The organism is Paenarthrobacter sp. NPDC089714 (assembly GCF_044748905.1).
GTDB lineage: Bacteria > Actinomycetota > Actinomycetes > Actinomycetales > Micrococcaceae > Arthrobacter.
The window spans coordinates 1-26,190 of record NZ_JBIVGX010000010.1 but is presented as its reverse complement, the minus strand read 5'-3'; the positions used below and the strand labels follow the sequence as shown (position 1 = coordinate 26,190).

The 26,190-nt window shown below is 64.9% G+C and carries 26 protein-coding genes and 2 tRNA genes; 17 read left to right on the top strand and 11 right to left on the bottom strand.

Going from position 1 to position 26,190, the window contains the following annotated elements; all coding sequences use genetic code 11:
• Nucleotides 1-113 precede the first annotated feature (113 nt).
• From ACIPY3_RS16440 to upp, 4 genes are read right to left on the bottom strand one after another with little or no spacing between them, the layout of a single operon-like run.
• A complete protein-coding gene (locus ACIPY3_RS16440) occupies nt 114-1,505 on the bottom strand; it encodes a pyridoxal phosphate-dependent decarboxylase family protein (protein WP_400335809.1) in 1,392 nt (463 codons plus the stop codon).
• A gap of 38 nt (nt 1,506-1,543) precedes the next feature.
• Entirely contained in the window at nt 1,544-2,236 is a 693-nt protein-coding gene (locus tag ACIPY3_RS16435; RefSeq protein WP_400335807.1) for an HAD-IA family hydrolase, read from the bottom strand.
• Nucleotides 2,237-2,290: 54 nt separating this feature from the next.
• Entirely contained in the window at nt 2,291-2,668 is a 378-nt protein-coding gene (locus ACIPY3_RS16430) for a VOC family protein (RefSeq protein WP_397323818.1), read from the bottom strand.
• A 48-nt stretch (nt 2,669-2,716) separates the two neighbouring features.
• Complete coding sequence (upp, locus tag ACIPY3_RS16425; RefSeq protein WP_400335806.1) at nt 2,717-3,352, bottom strand: uracil phosphoribosyltransferase; 636 nt, start codon at nt 3,350-3,352, stop codon at nt 2,717-2,719.
• Between the two features lie 22 nt (nt 3,353-3,374).
• On the opposite strand from upp, the gene ACIPY3_RS16420 reads away from it, so the two are divergent.
• Together ACIPY3_RS16420 and ACIPY3_RS16415 are read left to right on the top strand one after the other, a co-directional pair.
• A complete protein-coding gene (locus ACIPY3_RS16420) occupies nt 3,375-3,911 on the top strand; it encodes a nucleoside deaminase (protein ID WP_400335803.1) in 537 nt (178 codons plus the stop codon).
• A 30-nt stretch (nt 3,912-3,941) separates the two neighbouring features.
• Entirely contained in the window at nt 3,942-4,322 is a 381-nt protein-coding gene (locus tag ACIPY3_RS16415; RefSeq protein ID WP_400335800.1) for a VOC family protein, read from the top strand.
• An 18-nt stretch (nt 4,323-4,340) separates the two neighbouring features.
• Here ACIPY3_RS16415 and ACIPY3_RS16410 read toward each other — a convergent pair whose 3' ends face one another.
• The 4 genes from ACIPY3_RS16410 to ACIPY3_RS16395 are packed head-to-tail and all read right to left on the bottom strand — an operon-like array spanning nt 4,341 to nt 7,996.
• Nucleotides 4,341-5,555: a DNA glycosylase AlkZ-like family protein gene (locus ACIPY3_RS16410; protein ID WP_400335798.1), complete on the bottom strand. Its 1,215-nt coding sequence runs from the start codon at nt 5,553-5,555 to the stop codon at nt 4,341-4,343.
• Nucleotides 5,556-5,586: 31 nt separating this feature from the next.
• Nucleotides 5,587-6,585 (bottom strand): glycosyltransferase family 4 protein, encoded by a 999-nt coding sequence (locus tag ACIPY3_RS16405; RefSeq protein WP_400335796.1) that lies wholly within the window; start codon nt 6,583-6,585, stop codon nt 5,587-5,589.
• Nucleotide 6,586: 1 nt separating this feature from the next.
• Complete coding sequence (locus ACIPY3_RS16400) at nt 6,587-6,985, bottom strand: 6-pyruvoyl trahydropterin synthase family protein (RefSeq protein ID WP_400335794.1); 399 nt, start codon at nt 6,983-6,985, stop codon at nt 6,587-6,589.
• Nucleotides 6,986-6,988: 3 nt separating this feature from the next.
• A complete protein-coding gene (locus ACIPY3_RS16395; protein WP_400335793.1) occupies nt 6,989-7,996 on the bottom strand; it encodes a zinc-binding alcohol dehydrogenase in 1,008 nt (335 codons plus the stop codon).
• Nucleotides 7,997-8,111: 115 nt separating this feature from the next.
• On the opposite strand from ACIPY3_RS16395, the gene ACIPY3_RS16390 reads away from it, so the two are divergent.
• The 7 genes from ACIPY3_RS16390 to ACIPY3_RS16360 all read left to right on the top strand — a co-directional run bounded on the left by ACIPY3_RS16390 (nt 8,112) and on the right by ACIPY3_RS16360 (nt 12,024).
• Nucleotides 8,112-8,201: transfer RNA gene (locus ACIPY3_RS16390), tRNA-Ser, on the top strand.
• 534 nt (nt 8,202-8,735) lie between these two features.
• On the top strand, nt 8,736-9,194 hold the full coding sequence (locus tag ACIPY3_RS16385) for a hypothetical protein (protein WP_400335792.1): 459 nt from the start codon (nt 8,736-8,738) through the stop codon (nt 9,192-9,194).
• Between the two features lie 125 nt (nt 9,195-9,319).
• Nucleotides 9,320-9,535: a hypothetical protein gene (locus ACIPY3_RS16380; RefSeq protein ID WP_400335789.1), complete on the top strand. Its 216-nt coding sequence runs from the start codon at nt 9,320-9,322 to the stop codon at nt 9,533-9,535.
• Nucleotides 9,536-10,000: 465 nt separating this feature from the next.
• Nucleotides 10,001-10,243, top strand: coding sequence for an HNH endonuclease (locus ACIPY3_RS16375; RefSeq protein ID WP_400336033.1), 243 nt, complete (start codon nt 10,001-10,003; stop codon nt 10,241-10,243).
• 103 nt (nt 10,244-10,346) lie between these two features.
• Nucleotides 10,347-11,480 (top strand): hypothetical protein, encoded by a 1,134-nt coding sequence (locus ACIPY3_RS16370; protein WP_400335788.1) that lies wholly within the window; start codon nt 10,347-10,349, stop codon nt 11,478-11,480.
• Nucleotides 11,470-11,874: a hypothetical protein gene (locus ACIPY3_RS16365; RefSeq protein WP_400335786.1), complete on the top strand. Its 405-nt coding sequence runs from the start codon at nt 11,470-11,472 to the stop codon at nt 11,872-11,874. The genes ACIPY3_RS16370 and ACIPY3_RS16365 overlap by 11 nt, the downstream gene beginning before the upstream one ends.
• A gap of 69 nt (nt 11,875-11,943) precedes the next feature.
• Nucleotides 11,944-12,024: transfer RNA gene (locus ACIPY3_RS16360), tRNA-OTHER, on the top strand.
• Between the two features lie 55 nt (nt 12,025-12,079).
• Here the strand turns inward: ACIPY3_RS16360 and ACIPY3_RS16355 are convergent.
• Complete coding sequence (locus ACIPY3_RS16355) at nt 12,080-13,096, bottom strand: TM2 domain-containing protein (protein WP_400335784.1); 1,017 nt, start codon at nt 13,094-13,096, stop codon at nt 12,080-12,082.
• 132 nt (nt 13,097-13,228) lie between these two features.
• Nucleotides 13,229-13,639, bottom strand: a complete 411-nt coding sequence (locus ACIPY3_RS16350; RefSeq protein ID WP_400335782.1) for a peptidoglycan-binding protein — start codon at nt 13,637-13,639, stop codon at nt 13,229-13,231.
• A 179-nt stretch (nt 13,640-13,818) separates the two neighbouring features.
• Between ACIPY3_RS16350 and ACIPY3_RS16345 the strand changes: the two genes are divergently transcribed.
• The 7 genes from ACIPY3_RS16345 to ACIPY3_RS16315 all read left to right on the top strand — a co-directional run bounded on the left by ACIPY3_RS16345 (nt 13,819) and on the right by ACIPY3_RS16315 (nt 23,873).
• A complete protein-coding gene (locus ACIPY3_RS16345) occupies nt 13,819-14,388 on the top strand; it encodes an SRPBCC family protein (protein WP_400335780.1) in 570 nt (189 codons plus the stop codon).
• A gap of 55 nt (nt 14,389-14,443) precedes the next feature.
• Nucleotides 14,444-15,613, top strand: coding sequence for a cation:proton antiporter (locus tag ACIPY3_RS16340; protein ID WP_400335777.1), 1,170 nt, complete (start codon nt 14,444-14,446; stop codon nt 15,611-15,613).
• A gap of 46 nt (nt 15,614-15,659) precedes the next feature.
• Nucleotides 15,660-16,277 (top strand): hypothetical protein, encoded by a 618-nt coding sequence (locus ACIPY3_RS16335; RefSeq protein ID WP_400335775.1) that lies wholly within the window; start codon nt 15,660-15,662, stop codon nt 16,275-16,277.
• 85 nt (nt 16,278-16,362) lie between these two features.
• Entirely contained in the window at nt 16,363-17,076 is a 714-nt protein-coding gene (locus tag ACIPY3_RS16330) for a YcnI family protein (RefSeq protein ID WP_400335773.1), read from the top strand.
• A gap of 99 nt (nt 17,077-17,175) precedes the next feature.
• Nucleotides 17,176-17,814, top strand: coding sequence for a DUF4232 domain-containing protein (locus tag ACIPY3_RS16325; RefSeq protein ID WP_400335771.1), 639 nt, complete (start codon nt 17,176-17,178; stop codon nt 17,812-17,814).
• Nucleotides 17,815-17,896: 82 nt separating this feature from the next.
• Nucleotides 17,897-22,948: a DEAD/DEAH box helicase gene (locus ACIPY3_RS16320; RefSeq protein ID WP_400335769.1), complete on the top strand. Its 5,052-nt coding sequence runs from the start codon at nt 17,897-17,899 to the stop codon at nt 22,946-22,948.
• The gene (locus tag ACIPY3_RS16315; protein WP_400335767.1) at nt 22,941-23,873 is read left to right on the top strand and encodes a DNA-formamidopyrimidine glycosylase family protein; all 933 of its coding nucleotides are present in this window, start codon (nt 22,941-22,943) and stop codon (nt 23,871-23,873) included. Before ACIPY3_RS16320 ends, ACIPY3_RS16315 begins: the two co-directional genes overlap by 8 nt.
• Here ACIPY3_RS16315 and ACIPY3_RS16310 read toward each other — a convergent pair whose 3' ends face one another.
• Entirely contained in the window at nt 23,874-24,503 is a 630-nt protein-coding gene (locus tag ACIPY3_RS16310) for a YitT family protein (protein ID WP_400335764.1), read from the bottom strand.
• A gap of 60 nt (nt 24,504-24,563) precedes the next feature.
• Here ACIPY3_RS16310 and ACIPY3_RS16305 point away from each other — a divergent pair, with 60 nt between their 5' ends.
• A complete protein-coding gene (locus tag ACIPY3_RS16305; protein WP_400335763.1) occupies nt 24,564-26,021 on the top strand; it encodes a PLP-dependent aminotransferase family protein in 1,458 nt (485 codons plus the stop codon).
• Nucleotides 26,022-26,190 lie beyond the last annotated feature (169 nt).

The following is a 26,190-nucleotide window of genomic DNA, read 5'->3' as shown; positions in this document are numbered from 1 at the left end:
CATCGCGACACTTGCCGCCGTTCGCTACCGTAATCGTGGGCGCGCCGGGCGGCAAAGGGTGCGCCACCAACGAACGAAGGCGCGCAAGGCGGGAACGGGTGCCCGGATTCTGCCTACGCTTCCAGTTCCGCTTCAAGGGCTCGTCGGACGGCCTCCACGGACGTCTCGACGTCGTCCGCATTCGTGGACCAATTGCTGACCGAGATCCGGAGGATGTCCCGACCCCTCCACGACGATCCGGACATCCACACCGCGCCCTCGGCCATGAGCCGCTGGGTCACGCGGCGTGTCCGGTCGTCACTGCCGAAGCTGACGGACACTTGCGTGAACACGACGTCGTTCAAAACCTCGACGCCGGGAATCGCAGCCAGCCCCTTGGCCAGCGCTCGGGCGTTAGCGGCCAGCCCCTCCACCATGGCAATCACGCCGTTGCGGCCCAGTTGGCGAAGTGCGGCCCACACCGGGATACCCCGGGCGCGGCGGGATAACTCGGGCACCTTCTCAAACGGGTCTCCCGGGCCCGCGTCCGTAGCGATGAAGTAACTCGTGTGGATGCTGAAGGCCCGCCTCATGGCCTCCGGACTGGAAACGATCGCCAGGCCACAGTCATAGGGCACGTTGAGGGTCTTGTGCGCGTCCGTGGCCCAGGAATCAGCGAGCTCAACGCCGGCCAACCGCTGCCGCAGCACGGGACTCACGGCAGCCCACAGCCCGAAGGCTCCATCAACGTGGACCCAGGCACCGCGGTCATGTGCCACCGCGATGGCCTCCTTCATGGGGTCGAACGCCCCCGAATGCAGGTTTCCTGCCTGCAGCGCCACCAATGAGGGCCCCGGCTGCTGTTCCATGGCCTCGGCCAACGCATCCGGGAGGATCCGGCCCTCCGCGTCAGCGTCCACTGGCACGCACGCCCCCAGACCGAGGTAGCGCAGGGCCAGGTCAACAGCCGCGTGGCGTTCCCTTCCGGCGAACACCGTTATCCGGGGAGCACCGGACAGCCCCAGGCCCTCCAGGTCCCAACCGGCCTGGTCCATGAGGTACTGGCGTCCCGCTGCGAGCCCCACAAAGTTGGCTGTCGTGGCTCCCGTGGTGAAGCCGACGTCGGCTGTTGCGGGCAGGTGCAGCAGGTCCAGCAACCAGGCCGCGGCCGACTCCTCGATCGCGGCCGCGGCCGGAGTCGCGAAACGAAGTCCCGTGTTCTGGTCCCAGGCGGACACCAACCAGTCCGCCGCCATGGCTGCGGGCAGGGTTCCCCCCATGACCCAGCCAAAGAATCGTCCGGACTGGATGGCCATCAATCCGGGTTCGGCCAACGACGCAAGCTCATCCACAACGTCGGCCGCTTCGGTGGCCTCATCGGGAAGACGCGGCAGGAGGCTCGAGGCGACCTGGTCGGCGTCGTACTGGGGACGGACTGGACGTGTGGGCACTGAGGCGAGCCAATCGGTAGCGTGCACCATGGCACGCTCCAAGGCAGCACCGTATGCCTCCGACAGCGCAGACATGGGCACAGCCTACTCCGGCGCTGCCCCAGCGAACAGGGCTAGAGCGTGAGGGTGATGAGGTGGCCGCCGTCGTCATCTCTCACGGCTTCGACCGTCACCGCGGAGTAGTGCGGAATACGCCACATGCCCGGTTCCAGCTCACCGCCGGCGTCGCCCACCACGACGGTGCGCATCCCGGCTGCGCGGGCGGCAGCAATGCCTGCCGGCGCGTCTTCGAACACCACGACGTCGGCCGGTTCCGCACCCAGCAGCGCGGCGGCTTTGAGGTATCCCTCCGGGTGCGGTTTGCCGCGCGTCACTTCTTCGGCGGTGACCGCCGTCGTTGGCATGGTGAGTCCGGCAGCCTGCATGCGGATGTCCGCGAGGATGCGGTCCGCGGAGGTGACCAGGGCGATGGCGTCGTCCGGGAGTGCTTGGAGCAGCGCTTCGGCGCCGGGCAGCGCGATGATGCCGTCGGTACGGTTGCGTTCCATCTCGCCCAGCTCGGCAGTGAGGGCAACGACGTCGGCGCCCGCCGGGGCGTACCGGCGGACCGTGTCACCGGCTTGGACGCCGTGGGAGGTCCGCAGGATCTCGTCGTAGTCCAGGCCATAGCGTTCAGCGAACTCAAGCCACACTTGCTCGACGATTGCCGTGGAATCCACCAAGGTGCCGTCCATGTCGAAGAGGACGGCGCGGACCGTGAGCGCCTGGGGCTGGGTAGGCAGGGACTGTGCGGCAGGAAGGGTCATGTTTCCATCCTGCCGCACAGGGCGTGTCTGGTGACCTGTCCGTTGGGACAGTGACTAGCCGTCCTGACGGTGCGGGATGTACTGAATCGCCCATTTATTGCCGTCAGGGTCGGCGAAGTACACAAAGTGGCCCCAGTCCTGGATGTCGATATCGCTGACGTCGACGCCGTTGGACTTGAGGTGTTCGTGTGCCTTATTGATGTCGCTGACCACGATTTGGAGGGAGGGCGCGGTCCCCGGAGGGGCATCGGACAGGCCCTCCCCGATGGCGATGGAGCAGGCCGAGCCGGGCGGAGTGAGTTGGACAAAGCGGATGCCGTCCATTGGACGCTCATCGAAGTCGGCGTTGAAACCGACCTTGTTGACGTAGAAATCCTTCGCTCGATCCACGTCGGACACAGGGACAAACACCAGTTCAAGTTTCCAGTCCATGCGCCACAGGCTAACGGGGCACGGTGGAAAGCGGTAGGGGTGGCGCGGTTAGCCCGCGATGCCGTACAAGCGGTCGCCCGCGTCGCCCAGGCCCGGGACAATGTACGACTTCTCGTTGAGCTTCTCGTCGATCGAGGCCAGGACGATCTTCACGTTCTTGTCCGCGAGTTCCTCTTCCAGCTTGGACAGGCCCTCGGGAGCAGCCAGCAGGCAGATGCACGTGACGTCCGAGGCTCCGCGCTTGAAGAGGAACTTGATGGCCTCGCGCAGGGTGCCGCCGGTGGCAAGCATGGGGTCCAGGACGAAGACCTGACGGCCTGTAAGATCCTCCGGCAGGCGCTCGGCGTAGGTGATGATGTCCAGGGTTTCCTCGTCACGGGCCATGCCCAGGAAACCGACCTCGGCTGTGGGGACCAGCTTGGTCATGCCCTCGAGCATGCCGAGCCCGGCGCGGAGGATAGGAACCACCAGCGGGGTGGGCTTGGTGAAGGCCGTGCCGATGGTCTTGGTGACCGGCGTCTCGATTTCGACGGGCTGGGTCTTGACCTCGCGGGTGGCCTCGTAGGCCAGCAGGGTGACGAGTTCTTCGGTAAGTTGCCGGAAGACCGGTGAAGGGGTGTTCTTATCCCGCAGTACGGTGAGCTTGTGAGCGACCAGCGGGTGGTCCACGACGAGTGTGCGCATCCCCCAAAACTATCATTGAGACATGAGCGCTACCGAGCCGTATCACGCAGAACACACTGCCTGGATGGGCCTTGCCCTGGATGAGGCACGGCTGGCGCTGGAAACGGACGACGTACCGATTGGTGCGGTCGTTTTAGGGCCCGACGGCGGCGTGCTGGGTTCCGGCCGCAACGAACGGGAGGCGCACGGCGACCCGACCGCGCACGCGGAGATCGTCGCCATCCGCCAGGCGGCTGCGGCCCTGCAACGGCACGCGCTCGAGCTGGGTGAGGGCGGCGACGGGTGGCGCCTGGAAGACTGCACGCTGGTTGTCACCCTTGAACCGTGTGCCATGTGTGCCGGGGCGATCGTCCTGGCCCGGATCCCGCGCGTCGTGTTTGGAGCGTGGGACGAGAAAGCCGGGGCCGTGGGCTCCGTGTTCGATATCCTCCGCGAGCGCCGCCTCAACCACTGGGTTGAGGTCTACGCGGGCGTGCGGGAGGACGAATGCGCTGTGCTGTTGAAGGACTTCTTCGCGGCGCACCGCGTACCGGCAGTGGAGCACCGCTCCCCCGCCTGAGTTGTTTGCCGCATCCTAAGGGAGCAAGCCATGACCGTGACCTTCAACCACACCATCGTCTACGCCACGGACAAGCACCGGTCCGCGGAATTCCTGGCCCGCATCTTTGGACTGCCCAAGCCGCAGACCATGTGGTCCTTCGTCACGGTTGCCCTGGAGAACGGCGTGACCTTGGACTTCCTTGGCGCTGAGGGCAAGGTTTCGCCCCAGCACTACGCCTTCTTGGTCTCTGAGAAGGAATTTGACCAGATCTTCCTGCGGATCACGGCCGAGCACGTTGACTATTGGGCGGACCCTTCCCGGACGCGCGCGCACCAGATCAACCACAACGACGGCGGCCGCGGCATCTACTTCCGCGATCCGGATGGGCACCTTTTGGAGGCGATCACCCGTCCCTACGGCTCAGGCTGACGTTGCGACCCGCAGGCTTCAGCGTCCGGCAGCAGCGTCCAACGCGTCGATCCGGACCTGGCGCGAAGCCGGCGAATCCAGGCTGAAGGACCTGAAATCACCCAGTTCGTCCCGGATCCACGCTTCCACTTCGGCGATCCGCTGGCTCACCGCAGGCGTGGGCGGCTCGAACGTCCATGCCGCAATGCGTTCCTTGCCCGGGTCATACTGCCAGAGCCCGATGATCCTCCCCCTGTCCAGGATGGGATGGTCCGGCAGGTCGGCCTGGAGGGCCAGGGTGGTGTCCAGCACTTTCTTGCCTTTGTCCTGGTCGGCGTACAGGTCTGCCGAGTTGCGCCTGTGGAGGACCAGTGAGTCGGTGCCTGCGAGCAGGTGGATCTGCTCTTCGCGTGGCTCCTCGAAAGCAACCAAACGTTCGACGTCGGCGGGCAGCATCCACAGTACGTCCCCGGCCGCCGTGGTCACCTCCACAGCGCCGACGGCGGCCAAAGCAGCCTTGGTTTGCGCCACCGTGAAGGCCGTAAACCACTGGCTCTGCTTCAGCGTCGCTCCGCCAGTCCAGCGCAAGTACCGCTCGAGCAGCAGGCGGCGGGCGCCGTCGTCGTCCATTCCGCTGGGCGGCAGACTCCAGGCAGTGTAGGCGTAGCGCTGCTGGTCAAGGCGGCCGTTGATGGGAACGCGGCGGATACGGCCGTCGGCCTGGAGGAGACCCAGGGCCGTGGGCAGGGTGGTGGAGGCTCCCTTCTTCTTGCCTTCCTCGCCGAGGCTGCGGACTGAATCGCCGAGTTCGTCCTTGAGCTGCTTGGGATCCATGGGGGCGCTGGATTCCCTGAGGACGTGCTCCACTTCGTCTTCCAGGAGGGCGATTTCGCCACGCTCAACACCGAGTCGCGCAAGAACCTTGAACGAGGCCAACGCAGCATCCCGACCCACTTGGAGGCCCCAGCCATAGTCGTTTTGGCCCAGGACGTAGGTGCAGCCGCGGGCTACGGGCAGTTCGTGGATCCTGAGGGCCGCAACGTCCCGATCAGCTTGTTCCCTGGTGATGCCGGCACGGGCGAACAGGCCCAGATAGGGATTGGCGCCGCCCACCGAACGGGCCCAGCCCGCCTGGTCCAGGACTTCCTCGGAGGTCTTTCCTCGCAGGGATCCGTCGAGGCCCTGTGCGTGCCAGGCCCAGGCGCGGAGCCGTTCAGGGATGAGGGTGGCTGCGGCGGGCACAGTGGGTGTCATGGCCCCATTGTGCACCACGAATTCTTGTTGTTCAGGCGCCCGCGGTGAGGGCATCCAGGACTGTTCGGGCCGTGGCATCCCAGCCGGGGAGCGTGTGGCGGGACATCATGGCGGCCTGGCGCCACTCGGTCCTCAGCGACTCGTCAGTGAGCCAGGCACGGATGGCCTTGGCGAGGTCTTCTGGGCCGGCGATCTTTACGGCTTGCCCGGCGCCGCTGCTGCCCAGTGCTTCCACCGCCCCGGTCCCCTCTTTCACCAACGCAGGCACGCCGTGTGCCAGGGACTCGACCACCACCATCCCGAACGACTCGGACGTGGAGGCGAGGAGGCTCAAATCGGCAGCGAGCCATTGGCGTTCAAGGGGTGTCCCACTGAGCTCACCGGTGACCGCAAGACGGCCTTCGAGCCCGTGACGTTCGACGGCGGCGGCCACCTCGGCGGCATACGCCGGGTCCGCGTCGTGCGAACCGATCAGCGCGGCCGTCCATGACAGGTCCTGGAGGCTGGCCAGCGCTTCCACGATCAGGGTCTGCTGTTTGTTGGGTAACAGGGCGGCGACAGCAACAAGATGCGGGGGCTCTGACCCGTTTGCTTCCCCGGCAGCCTCGGTCCCGGGCCGCGCTACAACTGTCCCAGAGCGGCCGTGCCTGGCCCGCAGCTCTCCTGCAGCATGGTTGCTGGGGCAGATCACGCCGGTAGCCGCGGCCAACGCCTTCCCCTCAAGAGTCGGATGCTCCGCGAGGGCCATATGGGACAGGATCCACACCCTCGTGCCGTTACCGACAGCGGCGGCCACCTCATCCGGCGCTCCGCTCGCTACCAGGCCGTCGGCAATGACTGTTGTGCCGCCGTCGAGCGCGTCCGCGAAACGCTGCCTGTCCGCCGGGCTGCCCACTGGCCAACCGCCGTCGACCGTCACCGTCTCGACGGCGGCGCCCAGGGCCTCCAAGTGCTCGGCGAGCTTGGCGTTGTACTTGTTGCCGCCCGAGCCGTGGCGTACGTTCCCGGGAACGATGAGCCGGATGTCCACATCAGTCGCCCGGGAGCTCCAGCGAGAAGCCCGCCCACGCGTCCGGGTTCTCGCGGAGGACTACGTCGATCCCGGCAAGCGCCCGGCCGTCGGCGGTTTCGGTGATCCGGGCTGCCACGGCCCCGGCGATGTGTTGGGCAAGGGCCTCCGTGGTGGACAGTTTGCCCTTGAAAGCGGGGTGTTCGTCCAGGTTCTTGTAGTTCAGGTCCGCCAGGACATCATCGAGGATGCTCCCGGCAGCGCCGATGTCCAAGACAATGGCGTCGTCATTGAGCTTGGAGCGCCGGAACGAGACTTCGGCAACGAACGTTGCCCCGTGCAGGCCCTGCGCGGGCCCGAACGCTTCCCGGGGAAGGCTGTGGGCGATCATGAAATGGCGTCGGACGGTCAGGCTGAACATGTCTTACTCCTCCGGCTTCGGATAGGCGACCACGTGGCAAAAACCACCCGGCTTTTCCAACAAATCTGCAAGCGTGCCGGGCAGGTTCCGGAACACGCACTCACTCGTCAGGAACGTGTCGAACAGTGGATCTTCCAGCGCTGCCACCGCAGTTTCCAGTCGCTGTGCGGTGGTGCGCCTGTGGCGGCGAGGCATGGCCACCTCGCCCACTTGGCTGGAACGGATGGTGAGCCGGCGGGCATGGAAATCCTCGCCGAGCGGCAGGGTGACTTCCTTGTCCGCGAACCAGGAGAGCTCGATGACGTCGGAATCGTCCCCGGCAAGCTGGAGGCTGAGCTTGAGACCGGCGTCGGTAGCGGAGCAGTGGAAGACGATGTCGCAGTCGTTCTTGGCTTCGTGCGGTTCTGCGAAGTCGATACCAAGTGTCTGAGCGAGCTCTTGCTTGGCCGGGTCGGCGTCCACCAACTGCAGTCGACCCAGCGGGTACTTCCGCAGGAGCGTCGCCAAGGCGCCGCCCACCAGGCCACCACCGACGACGGCGACCCGGTCACCCAGCCGCGGCCCGGCTTCCCACAGTGCGTTGACGGCCACCTCGACGATGCCGGTCAGGACAGCCCTCCGTGCGGGCACCTCCGTGGGCACGGCGGTGAGTTGGCTGGTGGGGACAACGTAGTAATCCTGGTGGGGGTGGAGGCTGAAGACGGTCTTGCCCAACCACTCCTGGGGCCCCGCTTCCACGACGCCGACGTTCAAATAGCCGTACTTCACCGGCCCCGGGAAATCGCCCTCTTGGTGCGGGGCGTGCATCCGCTCGGCAACCCTCGGCGGGACACGACCTTCGTGGACCACACGCTCCGTACCGCGGCTGACTCCCGAGTACAGCGTCCTGACCAACGCCTCGTCCTGCTGCGGCGTGGGCAGCGCTTCAGGGCGCAGCTCACCGTGTCCGGACCTGGTGACCCAGTAGGCTGTGGCCTCGTTTGGGGCTGTGCGCTCTTCGGAGATAGTCATGATACTTATGAATCTATCGCCGGGGTGCCCCGGACGGAAGTTGGCCTGTGTCCTGCGGCACTCTTGCGGCCCCGTTTTGGGGAACAGCGCCCACCTCCGGTACCCTATTTCAGTTGGTGACGTGTCCGAGCGGCCGAAGGTGCAACACTCGAAATGTTGTTTGGTGTAAAAGCCAACGTGGGTTCAAATCCCACCGTCACCGCCACATGGAAAGGCCCCGGTTCCCTTTGTTTGAAGGGAACCGGGGCCTTTCGCTTTGCCCAAAATTATCGTCCGGAAGGCGCCACGCTGGCCGTGAACCGGTCCGAAGAACTGTTCACCAAGATCCTGATTGTCCTCCCGCGGTAGGGCAGGTTTGACCTCGCCGTCAAGAGGCCTAACGCGTTCGAGGAAATCAACCTGACCCATTGACTCGCAGTTAATAGCGTCAGCCCCCCCCACATACCCCTTTGCTCGGAGCGTGGAAAGAATGGGAGCGGGTTCAGTTGGGCTGACTGGCAGTGATTCTTCCAGCGCCATCGGAGCGCGGCCAGGGTACATAAGGCCCGGCCGCGGCACAATCGCGTAGGCTTTTGCCTCGGCAAGTAGCTGGAATCGCAGGTCAGGAAAGGCACTAATCGTGGGGGCATACAAAGAAGTAGTAGACCGCGAAGGACCACAAGGGTCCGCATCGAGCAGTACAGGGGCCACAGCCCTGAATCTAGAATCCTTAAGCGCCTTCCAGACCAAAATCACAATGATGGTTGACGTCTACGCCAGGCTGCATCTCAAGGCAAGATTCTGGAGCCGCACCGTTCTGCTCATCACCCTCAGCTTTTCCGCCATCAGTGCCGGGATGAACTTGATGACGATATGGATCACGGAACCTTCGGTTGAAGTTCAGTGGCTCCTGCGAATTTCCACGATCCTAAGCCTGATACTGGTGGTGGCATCGCTTGCCTCCACGATTTGGGGTTGGGACCAGCGTGCCAGCGAGTGCAATTACGCCTTTCGACGGCTCATGTCCATTAAGACCAAGCTTCGGGTGGCCGATGAAGCTGAAGCACGGCGGATGCAGCGTGACTACTCAGAATTCGGTGATGACCTACCTCAGATCGGCACAAAGGAATTCACAAAAATCTGGAACGAAATCTTAGCCGAAAGGGACGCCCGGAAGGCGAGAGATGCTGCGCGGACAGCAACTACCAACGACCGATAGAAGGCATGGAGTGCGGGGGGATTCAAGAATCTACGCGTGATGCTCTTTGACCCGGCCACCCCGGCCCGGTCAAAGGAAAGCAGCATGAACAAGGAAAAATCAAGGGTGAAGAGTTGGTCACCGCCGTGGGTATCGCTTTACTGTCCGAGTATCTGCGGAGGGTAGTCTCGGCCAAGCCGGACAGCTTCAACGCCATTTACGGAGCGATGCCGACGCTCGACCTTGCCGTCTGCACGGCCATACTGCTGGTCTGGGCAGCCATCGGCATATGGGCGATCAGGATATACAGCACGCCCCTGAGCGGGCTTCTGCGCCGCCTGCTCGACCGCTTCGCCGGCTAGTTGCACCGACCACCGTTGGACTGAGTGTGGCACCCAGCCCGACGGGGTGGGGGTCTTTGATCGCCAAGGCGGGTTGACTAGTACCCTTCGCCGGTAAGCGGCCCCTCCCGATGAATCTGCGGGGTTTGCGCGCGAGGATATACATCGGCGTGATGTGTGCGGCGTAAGCCTCGGAAGTGAGCCTTCCGCACTTTGTCGTAGCCATGGGCTAAACAAGAGGCATGGGTGAAACCACGTGCAAGCGGTGCTGCAAGCCGCCAAAAAGACCTTCCAGACTTCGCAACATACGCGCACCGGGCCGACACGCGTCCTGCGTGACTCTGGCCACGCAGGGGCCTATAACAGGGGGGTGGATGACGTCGGAGACCCGCCCCACCGCAGAGAAAAATCCGCCCTGCGAGCCATGGGTCCAGACACCCGCACCGGCACGGATATGTCACCATCAAGACCGAGCGTGGGATCGTGATGGAACACCGCATAGTCATGGAGGCCATCCTTTGCGAGCTTCCGTCCAAGGGGGAAACGGTTCATCATAAGAACGGGCAGCGCGACGATAACCGGCCTAAGAACCTGGAACTGTGGTTTAACCAGCCATACGGCCAGCGCATCCCGGGCCTCATTGCCTACCTTGCGCATTACCACTCCGAAGCCCTCATGACAGCCCTGCAAGACAAAGTCGTGGTCTACTTGGAGTTGGTTGATGCCTAAAACGCTGCGTGGGTGCGTCTACAAGTTACAAGCGAACGTGCCCTGATCGAGACTCGATATGCCAATCAATCCAGTGAGGATCCGACGTGTTAGCCTTTCCGACATGACCGATGAAGAGTTCGCCTATTTTGGCCTTCTCGGTGGCCGATTCGATAAAAAAGGTTTTCCTGTCGAATCGCTGGGGGAAGTCGCTGCATATCGGGATTTGTTGTTTGCGGTGTCCAGGGATGTTTACCTCAGGAGCCACCCAGAACGAGAGCGCGTACCGCGCGGGTTTGAGGAAGAGTTCAATCTCCGACTCACCGACGTGCGGGAGGGCAGCACGATCGCCGGCCTTGAACTATTGCCATCCTTCGCTCGAGCAGGAACATCTAGTCTTCCTGGCATCGAGGGTGTGTTCGAAAGAGCACGCGATCTCTTAACCGAGGCAATCGCAGCCATTGCGGCGGGGGCCGAGGTTCCGGCAATGTTTCCTGCAGCAGCAATTTCAAAGCTTCGCAAACTTGGAAAAACCCTGCGAGCGGGTGAGCTACTTCGGTTCGGCAGTCCCTTTGAGGCCAGCGCCCGGGTCGACGTTACTCCTAGGCTGAATGATCGCTTCGTGGAACTTTCCGAGGCGCTCGATTACCCTATGCCTGGATCTTCCATTGGACGTATAGTCCGCTGGGATAGCGAACGAGGGACGTTCGGTCTCAGAAGTCCCGACGGCGAAATCATCGCCTGCGAACTCGGCGAACTCGACCCGTCGAACCTCCTCCAGTTTGTTAGCCCCGACGGCGTGAGCGGTCCGCTTGTCAATGTTTACGGAACCTCTCGTGTTTCTATGGACGGTCAGCTACAGCGGTTCAGTGCTGTAGCGGCCGTGGATCTGGTCAACACGCAAGGTATGGAGTCCCTGAGCAGTAAGCTTCAGCTCATTCAGAGCCTCGAGCACGGATGGTTAGGACCGGGAAGTGTTCCTCCCCTAGACACATCCATCGCGCGCGCAGAGAGGCTCCTGCCTGCCTTGGCTATTAAGAATGCCTCCATCGCGGCGTTGGCGGATGGAGGCATCAGGGCTGAGTGGGCAAGTCAAGGGACTGACTACGTGCTTGAAATCGAGGCTGACGGCCAGATGTACACAGCGGCTATCGGGGCAAAACCTGAAGATGATAGTGACAGCACGGTCGATTTCGACCAAGACCTGGCTAGGCATTTTGTATTTGTTGGTGACCTAGGGGAAAACCATGATGGCTGAGCCTGACTCGCTTCTGAGAGATGATGAACTGCTGCATCGTCAGGTGCATCCCAACTTTCTCAAGGGTGACGGAACCCTCATGAGCTCGGCGTTCAAACCGACGCCGAAAGATGAATCCAAGCTTTCCACGACGAGAGACGACCTTCTGGACGCTGCCGCGTCTTACGCTTGGTATCAGGACGCGGTAGGAGAATCCGCGGGCACGTGGAGTGTTTCGAATCAGGAGGCTGCTTCGGCGGAGGTTGAAGTCATTGTCGACGGCGGCCAAGGCGAACTGCATGAGGCTCATGTGTCGCTGTCCTTCGAAGGCAAGACTCGTAGTCAGAGCGAACGGACAGCAAGGCAATTGAGGGACTGTGCCACCACAAGGGGACGCCAGCACCCCGAGTCGTAACCTTTCCAAAGTTGCGCCCAGAAATTGCCCAAAATTTGCTCACACTCGACGTGAATATGGGTGATCTGAGGTGATGCAGATCCGCAGTAGGTCGCAATTGGCGGATCCTCAAAGGCTTTGCAGTGGGATCAAATCCCACCGTCACCGCCACATGGAAAGGCCCCGGTTCCCTTTGTTTGAAGGGAACCGGGGCCTTTCGCTTTGGCTAGAACTTGTACTCAAATCCGCCGGAAAGGGCCGGCTTGAGGATGAGGGTTCCCGATGACGCGGGCACATCAATGATCACCACGCCCTCTGCTTTCTCGCCCGGACCCATCCCGGAGATGGGAAACGTCTCGGAATCGTCAAGGCACGAGTAGGTTGCAGGTCCGCTCAGGGAACCGTTGAAGGTCTTGCCATCCTTACCGATGAACTTGAAGTCGTAGCCGCTCAGGTCGAACCGTGGAATCACAGCGTTGGCCAACTCCGGCGTAGTCTCCGCGCTGATGTCCACGGCCAGGAGTTTGCCGTTCTCTGCGGCTCGGGCATACGGCCTGGTACAGGTCACAGGCTTGATGCTGTTGACAATGAACTTGACCTGGACAGCACCCTTGGCGCCGCGGTCATTGAGAGTCCCCACATCACCCAGAGCCATTTCAAGGTTGCCGCGGCTATTGGTCTTGGTCTTGGGAGCGCTGGACGTGGTGGGAAGAGGTTTGGCGAGCGGTCCGCGCTCTTCAGCAACAGTCGGAGGCTCCATGGCATCCGCTAACGCTGAGGCAGTCCGGGCCACACCGGCAAAGAGGCCACCAGCCACCAGCACCGCCGAAACGATGAGGGCAACAAGTTTGTGCTGGTCATATGCCGCCAGCTTGCGCCCCTCCTTGTCAGTCTGCAGGTTGAGCAGTGTGAAGGCGAGGTCCACGAGAGCCCAGATTCCCAAGCCTCCGAGAGTCAGCAGCTTGGCGATACCAGTGCCGATCTTTCCGAGATAGAAGCGGTCCGCCCCGAGCCCGCCCAGGAAGAGGGAAAGGAGCCACGTCACCAGGAACGTCTTGTCAGACACCGCCGGGGGCTGAGTGTTTGGCTCAAATCCCGGAAGTGCCTGAAAGGGCTGTCCGCCGCCCTGGTACGCGGGCGGGGGCTGGTAGCCGGCCGGTTGCTGGTATTCCGGGGGCGGCTGGTAGCCCGGCGGCGGCTCGTAGCCAGGCTGCGGAGTTGGGTTTGGCTGATCGTGGCTCATGAAATTCCTTTCGACGCATAACGAGATGCGCCAAAGCGGGGATTGTGTGTCGCTAACAATCTGCCGGGAGTTCCATCGAAGCGCGAAACGAGTTTCCGTGGGCTGTGGAAAACTCACCCGCCCAGGAACTAATCAGATGTTGCAGCCCGATGCACGCGCAGCGGAATAGGGGTACCAGCTGATCGGGCCGGGTCCCATCTGCGGCGCGCACAGAATGTTCCACGTCCGCGGGCCAACAATGCCGTCGGCCTGGAGTCCCCAATAGCGCTGGAAACCGATAACGGCATTGCGGGTGGCCGGGCCATAGGAGTTGTCCACGGCGAGCGTGCCATATGGCGAACCGATGCGGGTGCGGAAGGCGTTCAGCAGGGTCTGGATGTTGCCGACACAGCTGGAGTACCCGCCGTAACTGTAGTTGTAGTCAACGCAACGTCCAGCGGCCTCGGCCGGTGCGGGAGCAGCGACGCTCAGCGTGCCGCCGAGGACAAGGCTGGCCGCCACAGACGTGAGCGCCAACGTGACGCGTCGGGTTGTTTTGCGCATGGGTAAATCCTTTCGATGGAGAATTTCGGCTCCATGCTAACCCAGCGCCACCCGCGGAGGGCATGGGGAGGCCTACCCAACTCGCGTTCCGGCATCTAACTCCTTGCGCCACCCGGCGGTACATTATTCACGGATGCCACAAGGACACCCTCGGAGCCGCACGGACGGTGGAGGCAACAATGGCCGGGTCAACCAGCAGGACAGGCAAGAGCACCGACTACGAGTTCGTCACTGTGTGGCGCGTGGCGGGAACGCTGCAGGAAGTCGTGGATGTCCTGGGAGACGCGGGCACCCTGAAACAGTGGTGGCCGGCTGTCTACCTCAAGGTCACGCCGGTGAGCACAGGAAGCCCTGATGGCATCGGCAACTCCTTCGACCTCCATACCAAGGGTTGGCTGCCCTACACGCTGCGTTGGAGGCTGACGGTCACCGAGCCGGTGACCCTGCACGGCTTCGCACTCACGGCCAAGGGCGACCTCAACGGAACTGGCCGTTGGACCTTCGAGACGGACGGCCCGGAGGTTGTCATCACCTATGACTGGCGGGTCAGCACTGCGAAGCCCCTCTTGCGCAGATTGAGCTGGCTCCTCAAACCGGCCTTCTCGGCCAACCACCACTGGGCCATGGCGCGAGGTGAGGAAAGCCTGGGACTTGAGCTCCGCCGTCGTCGTTCCACCACTGACCCGGCCAGGGTACCGGCGCCGCCGGGACCTACTTTCACCCGCAGGCCCAAACAGGAGGGACGCTGACCTTGCCGGATGAGAACACAGACGTTCCGCTCAAACCCGTAGGCACCCAAAGCCGGTGACGTTCCTTCAGCTCTCCCTGGTCTCGGCCGTGGCCCTTCTGGGGCCACTGTTGGCGTTGCCCAGGAAGTGGCACTTGCCGGTGGTCCTTGGCCAGCTCCTGGCAGGAATCCTGATAGGCCGCACAGGTCTGAAACTCGTGGATCCGGCCGACACCACGTTCACGCTGCTGGCCGACGTTGGCTTCGCGTTGATCATGTTTGTGGCCGGCACGCACATCCCCATCCGTGACAAGGCGATCCGGGCAGCGCTGGGCAGTGGAGCAGCCAGGGCTGGAGTGGCAGCTGCTTTGGCGGTCGCCGCAGGGATCGGTATAGCCGCCATATTCGGGACGGGCCATGCGCCGCTGTATATCGTGCTGCTGGCCTCTTCCTCCGCAGCCCTGGTGCTCCCGATCGTGGACTCGTTGAAACTCGGCGGTCCAAAGGTCCTGACCATGACGGCGCAGGTGGCCATTGCCGATATTGCCTGCATCGTGGCGCTGCCACTCGCCGTCGATCCGCCCAATGCCGGGCGTGCGGCCTTGGGGGCGGCAGCGGTGGCGGCCTGCGCCGTGGCGCTGTTCTTCGTACTCCGCGCCTTCGAGCGCAGCGGCACGCGCGGGCGCCTGCACGACGTTTCGGAGGACCGGAAGTTCGCCCTGGAACTGCGGATCCAGTTGGCCTTGTTGTTCGCCTTGGCCGGTTTGGCCGTCCTGGGCCACGTGTCGGTGATGCCGGCGGGATTCTCGTTCGGCCTGGCAGTGGCGGCAGTGGGCGAACCGCGGCGCCTGGCCCATCAACTGTTCGCAGTCAGCGACGGCTTCCTTGGGCCGGTCTTCTTCGTCTGGCTTGGGGCCTCACTGAACGTGAACGACCTCGGCAGCAACCCCCAGATGATTCTCTTGGGCGTCTGCCTCGGGGCAGGCACGCTCATTGTCCACTCCGCAGCGCGGCTGCTCGGGCAGCCCTTCCCCTTGGCAGTCCTCTCGGCATCACAACTGGGCGTCCCGGTGGCAGCGGCAACCATCGGTTCGCAACTGCACCTCCTGCAACCGGGCGAGGGCGCGGCCATGATCCTCGGAGCACTCATCACCATTGCTGCCAGTGCCGCTGCCGGTCCCCGGGCGGTCGCCTCCGAGTCGGCCAGGAAGCCATCCAAGGGCGGCACGGCAACGAAGTCCCGATAGAATCAAAGCCGTTGCCAACCCAGCCGGCGAACAAAGGGAGGACTCCGTGCGCACTTCGCAGCCCCGGTCGCCCTTCCATGCCCTTCGGTCCGGCGCACTTTCCGTGGTGGTCGTCCTGCTGGCGGCGGGAGCCCACGTACTTGGCGGCGGGGCGCTCCCCACGGCTCCGGTACTCGCGGCACTGATCGCGCTGACCGGCCTCGCGGCAACACTCGCAACCCGTTTCAAGCTGAATGTCGCGGCCATGACGGCACTCCTGGGCGCAAGCCAGTTGGTGTTGCACCAGGCCTTCACTTCCTTGGCTCCGATTGACGCGGCAGCACCTGCGGGGGGCCATCACCCCGGGACAGAGAGCCTGGCGCCCATCGTGGATCCGGCCACCCACCTGCACGAGCTTGGCACCACGGCCGGCGCCCTGATGTTCATTGCGCACGTGATGGCAACGGTTGCTTCAGCGGCCGTGCTCGCCAAGGGCGAAGACGCGTTGTGGCAACTGGCCGCGTGGCTGCGTCCGCTGGTCACCCTGCCGTCGTTGCTTTTCAAGCCCGACGCCGGTGCCACGCCTGTCGCCGTCGGAGCACCTGACGTTTTCATCCCCCGCCCCTGGCGGAACCTCAGGCAAGACAGCCGCCGCGGCCCGCCGGCCGCCGTCGTCCGTCCTTAGTCCCGCCCGGCACCAGCCTTCCATGGTGACGGGCCCCAAACCTGTACCCCGCGCCGTTTCCAGGCGCACCCTGAAAGGCCATCCCATGAAAAACTCCACCCTCCGCCGTACCCTGTCCGCTACCGCCGTGGCCGGTGGCACCGCCGCCTTGATGATGGCCGGACTCGCCGGCGCGTCCGCCCATGTTGGCGCCACGCCGGACAAGACCGCCGCCAACTCGTACGCGCTGGTGACGTTCGGCATCCCGCACGGCTGCGACACGTCCCCCACCACCAAGGTCACCATCAACCTCCCCCAGGAACTGACCGATGCCCAGCCCACGGTCAACCCCAACTGGACGGTGGAGAAGGTGACCGAAACGCTTGCCGAGCCCAGGAAGCTCGACGACGGCACGTCCATCACCAAGCGGACCAGCCAGATCGTTTACACGGCCAAGACGCCCCTGGATCCGCACCTGCGCGACGCTTTGGTCCTTTCCGTGAAGCTGCCGGACGCGGCGGGCAAGACCATCTACTTCCCCACGCTGCAGACGTGCGAGCAGGGTCAGACGGACTGGTCGGAAATTCCCAAGGATGGACAGAACGAGCACGACCTGAAGTCGCCGGCCCCGTCGGTTGCCATCACCGCCGCCGACGCGTCGGGCGATCACCACGCCGCTGCCACGGTGTCCACGGAGCAAGCATCCTCCGTGACCGACGATGGCTCCACGGCCCGCAGCTGGGCCGGCATGCTGGCCGGTATCGCAGGCCTGGTCCTGGGCGCGGCAGCGTTCTTCCGCCGCTCCAAGGCGACCAAGTAACTGGCCAGGCGCCCTGAAAGATTACGATCCGGGCGCCAATCCGCCGCCCCGGCCGTGGCTCGATTGACTCGTGCCACGGCCGCGGCAAGGCTGGTGCCCATGTGGACTCAGCGCATCAAAACCGGACTTCTAACGACGACGGCGGCCGCGTCACTGCTGCTTATTGCCGCCTGTGGACCCAGCCCCAGCCCTGCAGGGAGCAGCAGCGCCCCGCCTACATCATCTTCGCCGTCGGCATCCTCCTCGGCCAGCGCCCCGGCCTCCGCTTCCGCGAGCTCCTCGCCGTCGGGTTCCGCGACATCCGCGGCTCCCGCAGGTCCGGGGTTGTGCAAGGCGGCCTCCCTCACGGCGACCACGGACTCAACGGGTGGCGGCGCAGCGGGCAGCATCTACGAGAAGCTGATCCTGACCAACTCCGGTTCTGCCACCTGCACGCTTGAAGGCTTCGCCGGAGTTTCCCTGACGGCCGACGCCAACGGGGCACCGATCGGCGAACCCGCAACGCGTGAGACAACCACCCCCGTGACCAAGATCGAGCTGGCACCGGGCAAGGCTGCGTGGGCCGAACTCCGTTACACCCAGGCCGGGAACTACGGCGACTGCACCAAGGTTGCGGCGGCCGGCTACCGGATCTACCCGCCGGAAGATACGGCCTCCCTGTTCGTCGCCGAACCGCACGATGCTTGCAGCAACGCGGGCATCAGGCTCCTGAGCATCACCGCTTTCCAGGCAGTCTGAGCTCCGCCCCACGGCCCGGGCATGATCTGGCGCTTCTTCTGCCGGACCTTATTCTGTCCGTGCCGTGGGGCATGATGGAGGAATGCAGGAGCAGCAGGCGTCTTCCGGCGCCATCAGCCGTTTCAGCCAGGCAACCAGGGAATGGTTCCTCGGCGCATTCAGCGAGCCCACGCCTGCCCAAGATGGCGCATGGAACGCGATCTCTTCCGGTTCCCATGCCTTGGTGGTGGCTCCCACCGGCTCGGGCAAAACGCTCGCAGCCTTCCTGTGGGCTTTGGACCGTCTGCATTCAACACCCACGGACACTCTGCCCGGCTTGGAAGAGGTCCCCGCGGGCAAGCGGCCCAGGAAGCCAAAAACCAAGACGCGCGTCCTGTATATCTCGCCCCTGAAGGCACTGGGCGTGGACGTGGAGCGCAACCTCCGCTCGCCGCTGATCGGCATCACGCAAACCGCCAAGCGTTTGGGGCTGCCGGCTCCCCTCGTGACGGTGGGCGTCCGCTCCGGGGATACGACGGCGGCGGATCGCCGCACGCTGTTGACCAACCCGCCGGACATCCTCATTACCACCCCGGAGTCCCTGTTCCTCATGCTGACGTCCCGGGCCCGGGAAACGTTGAGCGAAGTGGACACCATCATCATTGACGAGGTCCACGCTGTGGCCGGCACCAAGCGCGGTGCCCACCTCGCAGTGTCTTTGGAGCGGCTCGACGCTCTGCTGCCCAAGCCGGCCCAGCGCATCGGGCTTTCGGCAACGGTGCAGCCCCGTGAACTCGTTGCACAGTTCCTGGCCGGCCAGGCTCCCGTCGAGATCGTGGCTCCGCCGTCCAAGAAGAACTGGAACCTCACCGTCACCGTCCCTGTGGAGGACATGTCGGACCTGCAGGGTGCTTCCGGGGCGTTCGACTCGGGGCCCGCATCAGGGCTGCAGCCACAGGCCTCCATTTGGCCGCACGTGGAGGAACAGATCGTGGATCTCGTCCTTTCCAAGCAATCCACCATCGTGTTCGCCAACTCCCGTCGCCTCGCCGAGCGCCTGACCGCCCGGCTCAACGAGATCTACGCCGAGCGGCAGTTGATGGCCGAGGCTGGATCCGCCTGGGACGAGTCTCCCGGGCAGGGCGGTTCGGGCCAGTGGGACACCGCGCCGGGTTCCGCGGCGTCCGCCGTCGCATCGCCGGGCGGAGACTCCGCGAAGTCCCCCACGTCCACGGCTACGCCGGCACACATGATGGCCCAAGCCGGAAGCACCAGCGGCGCCGATCCCGTCCTGGCAAGGGCACATCACGGCTCCGTGTCCAAGGACCAGCGCGCCCTGATCGAAGATGACCTGAAATCCGGCAGGCTGCGCTGCGTCGTTGCTACGTCCTCGCTTGAACTGGGCATCGACATGGGCGCCGTGGATTTGGTCATCCAGGTGGAGTCGCCGCCGTCCGTGGCCAGCGGCCTGCAGCGCGTAGGCCGTGCGGGACACCAGGTGGGTGAGATCTCCGAAGGCGTCCTCTTCCCGAAGCACCGGGCGGACCTGCTGCACACCAGCGTCACCGTGGAGCGCATGCTCAGCGGCCAGATTGAGCGGCTCAGCATACCCACCAATCCCTTGGACATCCTGGCGCAACAGACCGTGGCAGCCACGGCGCTGGGCAGCATCGACGTCGAAGAGTGGTTCAGCACAGTCCGCCGGTCCGCACCCTTTGCCAGCCTGCCGCGCTCGGCGTTCGAGGCCACGCTGGATCTCCTGGCCGGCAGGTACCCCTCGGATGAATTCGCCGAGCTCCGGCCACGCATCGTGTGGGACAGGCATGCCGGAACCATCGAAGGACGGCCCGGCTCCCAGCGCCTGGCCGTCACCTCCGGCGGAACCATCCCGGACAGGGGGCTGTTCGGCGTCTACATCATCGGTACAGAGGTCGAGGGAACGGGCTCTTCGGACGGCGGCGAGGGCGATGGTCCCAGCTCTTCGGCGCGGGCCGCCAAGGGAGGCCGTCGAGTCGGCGAACTCGATGAGGAAATGGTCTACGAGTCCCGCGTGGGAGACATCTTCGCGCTGGGTGCCACCAGCTGGAAGATCGAAGACATCACCCACGACCGCGTGCTGGTCTCCCCCGCTTTCGGCCAGCCCGGGAAACTTCCCTTCTGGAAAGGCGACTCGCTGGGCCGCCCCGTGGACCTTGGCCGGGCACTCGGTGCTTTCATCAGGGAGCTCTCCGCCGCCGACCCTGCTCCGGCCATGGAACGGTGCCAGGCCAGCGGTTTGGATGCCTTCGCGGCCAACAACCTGATCCAATACCTGGACGAGCAGAAACAGGCCACGGAAGTCGTCCCGAGCGACCGCACCCTGGTGGTGGAACGCTTCCACGATGAACTCGGAGACTGGCGGGTGGTCCTGCACAGTCCCTTCGGCATGCCGGTCCACGCACCCTGGGCCCTCGCGGTGGGCCAGCGCCTCCAGCAACGCTATGGCCTGGACGGCTCGGCCATGGCGGCGGACGACGGCATCGTCCTTCGCGTCCCCATGATGGAAGACGAACCGCCCGGCGCAGAACTTTTCCTCTTCGACCCCGAAGAGCTCGAACAGATCGTTACCGCAGAGGTGGGCGGCAGCGCCCTGTTCGCCTCCCGGTTCCGCGAATGCGCTGCCCGGGCCCTGCTGCTGCCGCGGCAGAACCCCACCAAACGCCAACCACTCTGGCAGCAACGCCAACGCTCGGCGCAGTTGCTGGACGTGGCCAAGAAGTACCCGGCGTTCCCCATCGTCCTCGAAACGGTGCGGGAATGCCTGCAGGATGTCTACGACCTTCCTGCGTTAAAGGACATCGCCGCGTCCGTTGAGCGTCGCGAACTCCGGATCGTCCAGACCACCACGCAGCAGCCTTCCCCCTTCGCCAAGTCCTTGTTGTTCGGTTATGTGGCCCAGTTCCTCTACGAAGGCGATTCGCCCCTGGCCGAGCGCCGGGCCGCAGCGCTTGCCCTGGATTCCACGCTCCTCAACGAGCTCCTGGGACGCGTGGAACTGCGCGAACTCCTGGACGCCAAGGTCATCGACACCACGGAACGCGAACTGCAACGGCTGGTTCCGGACCGCCGCGTCAAGGGGATGGAAGGCGTGGCGGACCTGCTGCGGTTACTGGGGCCCCTTGCCGTGGAAGAAGCGGCTGAGCGTTTGCAGGCCGCGGAGCCTGGGTCCGAACAGACTCCGGCCGCCGGGGCAGCACCTGCTACTGAGGGGGCCGCACTCACCTCGCCGGAGCACGCCACGGACCAGCCCTCCATTGACCAGGACGTGCCCGCCTCCGCAACCACCGCCGAGGCCGGATCCCATCTCCAGGCACTCCAGAAAGCCAACCGCGCACTCAAGGTGACCATTGGCGGCGTCGAACGTTTTGCTGCGGTGGAGGACGCTGCCCGGCTGCGCGACGCCATCGGGGTGCCCCTGCCGATGGGTGTGCCGCTGGCGTTCATCGAACCGGTGAACGATCCCTTGGGCGACCTCGTTTCCCGGTATGCACGCACGCACGGGCCGTTCACGGCGTCCGAGGCAGCAACGCGGCTGGGCCTCGGGGTTGCGGTGGTCAATACCGCGCTGAAGCGGCTCGCCGCCGATGGCCGCGTGGTGGAAGGCGAATTCCGTCCGCACGCCACAGCGCCCGAAACGCAAGCACCTGATCCTGACGTCATCAGCCTCGAGGCTCCCCCGTCCAGCGAATGGTGCGATTCCGAAGTCCTTCGGAAACTCCGGCGACGGTCCCTGGCGGCGCTCAGGGCAGAAGTGGAACCCGTCGATGCCGCGGCATACGGGCGTTTCCTTCCTGCGTGGCAAAACGTCACGGCGCCCGGAAAGTCACGCAGCCAAGCACTCCGCGGGCTGGACGGCATCATCACCGCCGTGGACCAATTGTCAGGCGTCCCCGTTCCAGCCTCGGCGTGGGAGCCGCTGGTCCTCGCCAGCCGTGTGGCCGACTACAAGCCCGCCATGCTGGACGAACTCATGGCAGCCGGTGAACTCTTGTGGTCCGGCGCCGGATCCCTGCCCGGCAACGACGGCTGGATCAGCCTGCACGTTGCCGATTCCGCCGAGCTCACCCTCAACCCGTCGCCGGAGTTTGAACCCGGCGACGCGCAGCAACGCCTGATGGACTATCTGGGTGCGGGCGGCGGCTACTTCTTCCGGCAGCTCACGGAGGTTGCCGGTGGCATGGATGCCGTTCTGAGCGACGACGCCGTGGTTTCCGCCCTGTGGGACCTCGTCTGGGCCGGACGGGTTACCGGAGACACCTTTGCCCCGGTGCGCGCCATGATCGCCGGCGGGCGGACGGCCCATCGCCAAGTGGCCAAGGCGCCCCGGGCCAGGGCGCCGCGCATGAGCCGACTCGGCCGCCACGGCGCGGGCCTCCTTGGATCACCCGGGCTGACCGGTGGCCGCTATGGATCAGTGGCAGCCCAGGCGCCCACGCCGCCACTCGCCGTCGGACGCTGGTCCGCCCTTCCCCTGCCGGAATTGGATCCAACTATCCACGCCCGCGGCACCGCCGAGCTTCTCCTGGACCGCTACGGGGTGGTGACCCGGGGTTCGGTGATGGCGGAGAACATCCTGGGCGGCTTCGGCCTCATGTACAAGGTGCTCGCGCGGCTGGAGGAAGCCGGGCGCTGCCGCCGCGGATACTTTATTGAGCATCTCGGCGCAGCCCAGTTCGCAGTGCCCGCCACCGTTGACCGGCTGCGCTCCTTCACCGAGGATGCCCGCATCGCCCAGCCAGACCCGACGGCGCTGGCCCTCGCGGCAACCGACCCTGCGAATCCCTATGGAGCCGCCCTTCCCTGGCCGACAGTGGCCGGCGAGGCCGGCTCGGGACATCGGCCGGGACGGAAGGCAGGGGCGTTGGTGGTGATGGTCGACGGCGCGTTGGTCCTTTACGTCGAACGCGGCGGTAAGACGCTGCTCACCTTCAGCTACGACGACGCCGCCCTCACCGTAGCTGCCGAGGCTCTGGTGGGCGTGGTTCGTCGAGGCGCCGTGGACAAGCTGTTCATGGAGAAGGTCAACGGGCACGACCTCCTGGAAACACCTATCGCCGTCGCCCTCGCCGCAGCTGGCGCCTACTCGACGCCGAAGGGACTGCGGATCCGTGCCTGAGGGAGATTCCGTCTGGCGCGCCGCCGATAAGCTCCACCAAGCCCTTGCCGGCCAGGTGGTGACGACCTCGGATTTCCGCGTGCCGCGCTTCGCCACGTTGAACCTTGCCGGCTGGACCATGACCGAGGTTGTGCCGCGCGGAAAACATTTGCTGATGCGCCTGGTGGGTCCGGAGGATACGGAACCTGGGGCCAGCCGGAAACCACGCGCCCTCACCATCCATTCACATTTGAAGATGGAGGGTTCGTGGATGGTCTACGCACCTGGCGGCCGGTGGACCAGGCCCGGGCACACAGCGCGTTGCGTGCTGAGGACAGCGGTGGCCGATGCCGTGGGATTCTCGCTGGGCATCCTCGAGGTTGTGCCTACCGGCGAAGAAGACAAGATCGTAGGCCATCTTGGACCGGACCTCCTTGGGCCGGACTGGGACGAAGCCGAGGCCTTGCGGCGGCTCCAGGCTGAACCGGATGTTCCCATCGGCTACGCCCTGCTGAATCAGCGGAACCTCGCCGGGATCGGGAACATCTACCGCTGCGATTCCTGTTTCCTGTCCGGCGTTCACCCTGCCCTGCCGGTGGGCCAGGTCCCGGATCTGGCAAGGATCGTCCGCGATGCCAAGCGGCTTCTGGGCGAGAACCTCGGTCCCGGCCGCAGGTCCACCCTCGGCCCGCGCGCCATGCGGCCCGGCTACTGGGTCTACGGCCGGACCCGCCAACCTTGCCGACGGTGCGGAACACCCATCCAGCACGGCTTGCTTGCGGCACCGGACGGCACCGAGGAAAGGGACATCTATTTCTGTCCACAGTGCCAGCCAGCGCCACGTGGTGCGGAAGGAACTGAGACGGGACCAGCCGGACCGTCCCGCAACGCAATCTCCGGGCAACGCGCTTCAGGACGGGCTGCCCGGCCCCGTTACGGAAGGTAGCTATGCCGCCAGGGTGGGTTGCGTTTCCCCGGTGGGTGCCGTCGTCGCAGGCCTCTCCGGCACGATGAACCTGGGCAGCAATATCTGCACGATCGGCCCAATCGCCAAGGCGTAGACCACGGTTCCCACGCCCACGGATCCACCCAACAGCCACCCCACCGCCAGGACCACAACCTCGATCCCTGTGCGGACCAGTCGAACGGACCAACCCGTCCGCCGCACCAACCCGGTCATCAGGCCGTCGCGCGCACCCGGGCCCAGCCGGGCTCCGATGTAGCAGGCGGAAGCAATACCGTTGAGGATCACGGCCCCGGCCAGCATGGCAATCTGACCACCGAGGTGCGAGAACGCGGGAATCAGCCAAAGGCCCAGGTCGGCAAACAAACCCACCAGCACGGCGTTCGCGAGTGTTCCGATGCCCGGCATCTGCCGCAGCGGAATCCAAAGCAGCAGCACCAGGAAACTGACGGCGATAACCACGATCCCAATGCTGAAGCCGGTCTTCTGGGACACACCTTGGTGGAACACGTCCCACGGGTCCAGGCCGAGTCCGGCGCGGATGAACATGGCAAGGGAAATGCCGTACATCGCAAGGCCGATCAGGAGTTGGGTGATTCTTCGGGTCATCATGAAACCATGATCGCGAAAAACTGGCCTTGTATTCCATAGCCAGTTTGAAATACTGGACTGGTGACAGGCTCACTTAATCCCACCGCGCTCACCCGCCTCCTCGGCTCTTGGAACTCCGGCGCCCTGCCCGCCTACCGGGAGCTGGCCGACGTCGTGCGTTTACTGGTGATGGACGGGCGAATCCCGCTGGACGTCGCACTACCGAGCGAGAGGGCGTTGGCCCAAACACTGGGCCTGAGCAGAACCACGGTGACCGCTGCGTACTCCACCCTGCGGGAGCAGGGTTTCCTGACCGCAGGCCAAGGCAGCCGGGGCAGAACCTGCATTCCGCACCGCAGCTCGCCCGTGACCATGCCAGGGCTGGCAGCGCCGGAGGGACTGCTGGACCTGGCGTACGCATCGCTGCCGGCAGCAGGCGAGGTGGTGCACCGCGCCTTCGCCGATGCGCTGACCGAACTACCCGCCCTTCTGCCTGGCTTTGGCTACGACGCCGTTGGAGTGCCTGCGCTCCGGCAGGCCATCGCGGACAGGTACACGGCCGAGGGCGTTCCCACCACGGCCCAGCAGATCCTGGTGACGTCCGGGGCGCAGCACGCGTTGAACATTGTCCTGAAGACCTTGGCAGGGAAACAGGACAAAGTCCTGGTGGAACACCCCTCCTATCCGAACGCCCTGGACGCCATCCGGGCCACCGGGTGCCGCCCGCTTCCGGTGGCGATGCCGGCCGCCGGAGCCGCGGCGGGCTGGGACATCGATGCCATGGTGGCTGCCATGAACCAGCAGCGTCCAGCCATGGCCTACCTCGTCCCGGACTTCCATAACCCCACCGGTCGCATCATGTCCGACCTTCAGCGGCGCCGCCTGGCACGGGCCGCAGCTTTGGCCGGGACGGTCCTGGTGGTGGATGAGACGCTGCGGGGGTTGAACCTCGACGGCGTCAGTGCGGCACCGATGGCATCCTTCAGTTCTACGGTGGTCTCCATCGGGTCACTGAGCAAGTCCCACTGGGCCGGCCTCCGCATCGGGTGGATCCGCGCTGAGCAATCGGTCATCAACCGCCTGGTGACCACCAGGACCACCATGGACCTGGGCGGTCCAATCGTGGAGCAACTGGCGGCCGCCCGCCTGGTGGGTGCCTACTCCGAGCCGATGGACGCCCGGCTGGCCGAACTCCGGCAGAACCGGTCCGCTTTGATGGAACTGCTGGCAGAGCATCTTCCCGAGTGGGAGGTGGAGCGGCCCCGCGGCGGACTCACCGTATGGTGCAGGCTGCCGAATCCGAGCAGCACGGCCCTGACGGTCCTGGCACCCGATTTCGGCGTCCGCTTGGCAGCAGGGCCGCGGTTTGGGGTGGGCGGCGCGTTCGAACAGTACATGCGCGTGCCCTACACCTTGCCGCCGGCATCCTTGGAGGTGGCAGTCCGCGCCCTCCGGGCAGCGCAAGACAAGATCGACGCATCACCCCAGCTCAGGAGGAGCCTCAAGTCCGGGCGCCCCGCCGCGGCCGCCGTCGCCTGACCACCCAGCCGCCTGACCACCAACTGACTGGCAGTAGTGGTTGTTCTCGCTCAAAACAACAACAAGTGCCAGTTAGACAATATGAACGGGGGCGGCCCGCCTGGGGCGGTCATTATCGCCGGGCTGGGTCCTTCCGCGCCAGCTTCCCATGGGAGTGCAGGTTTCGCGG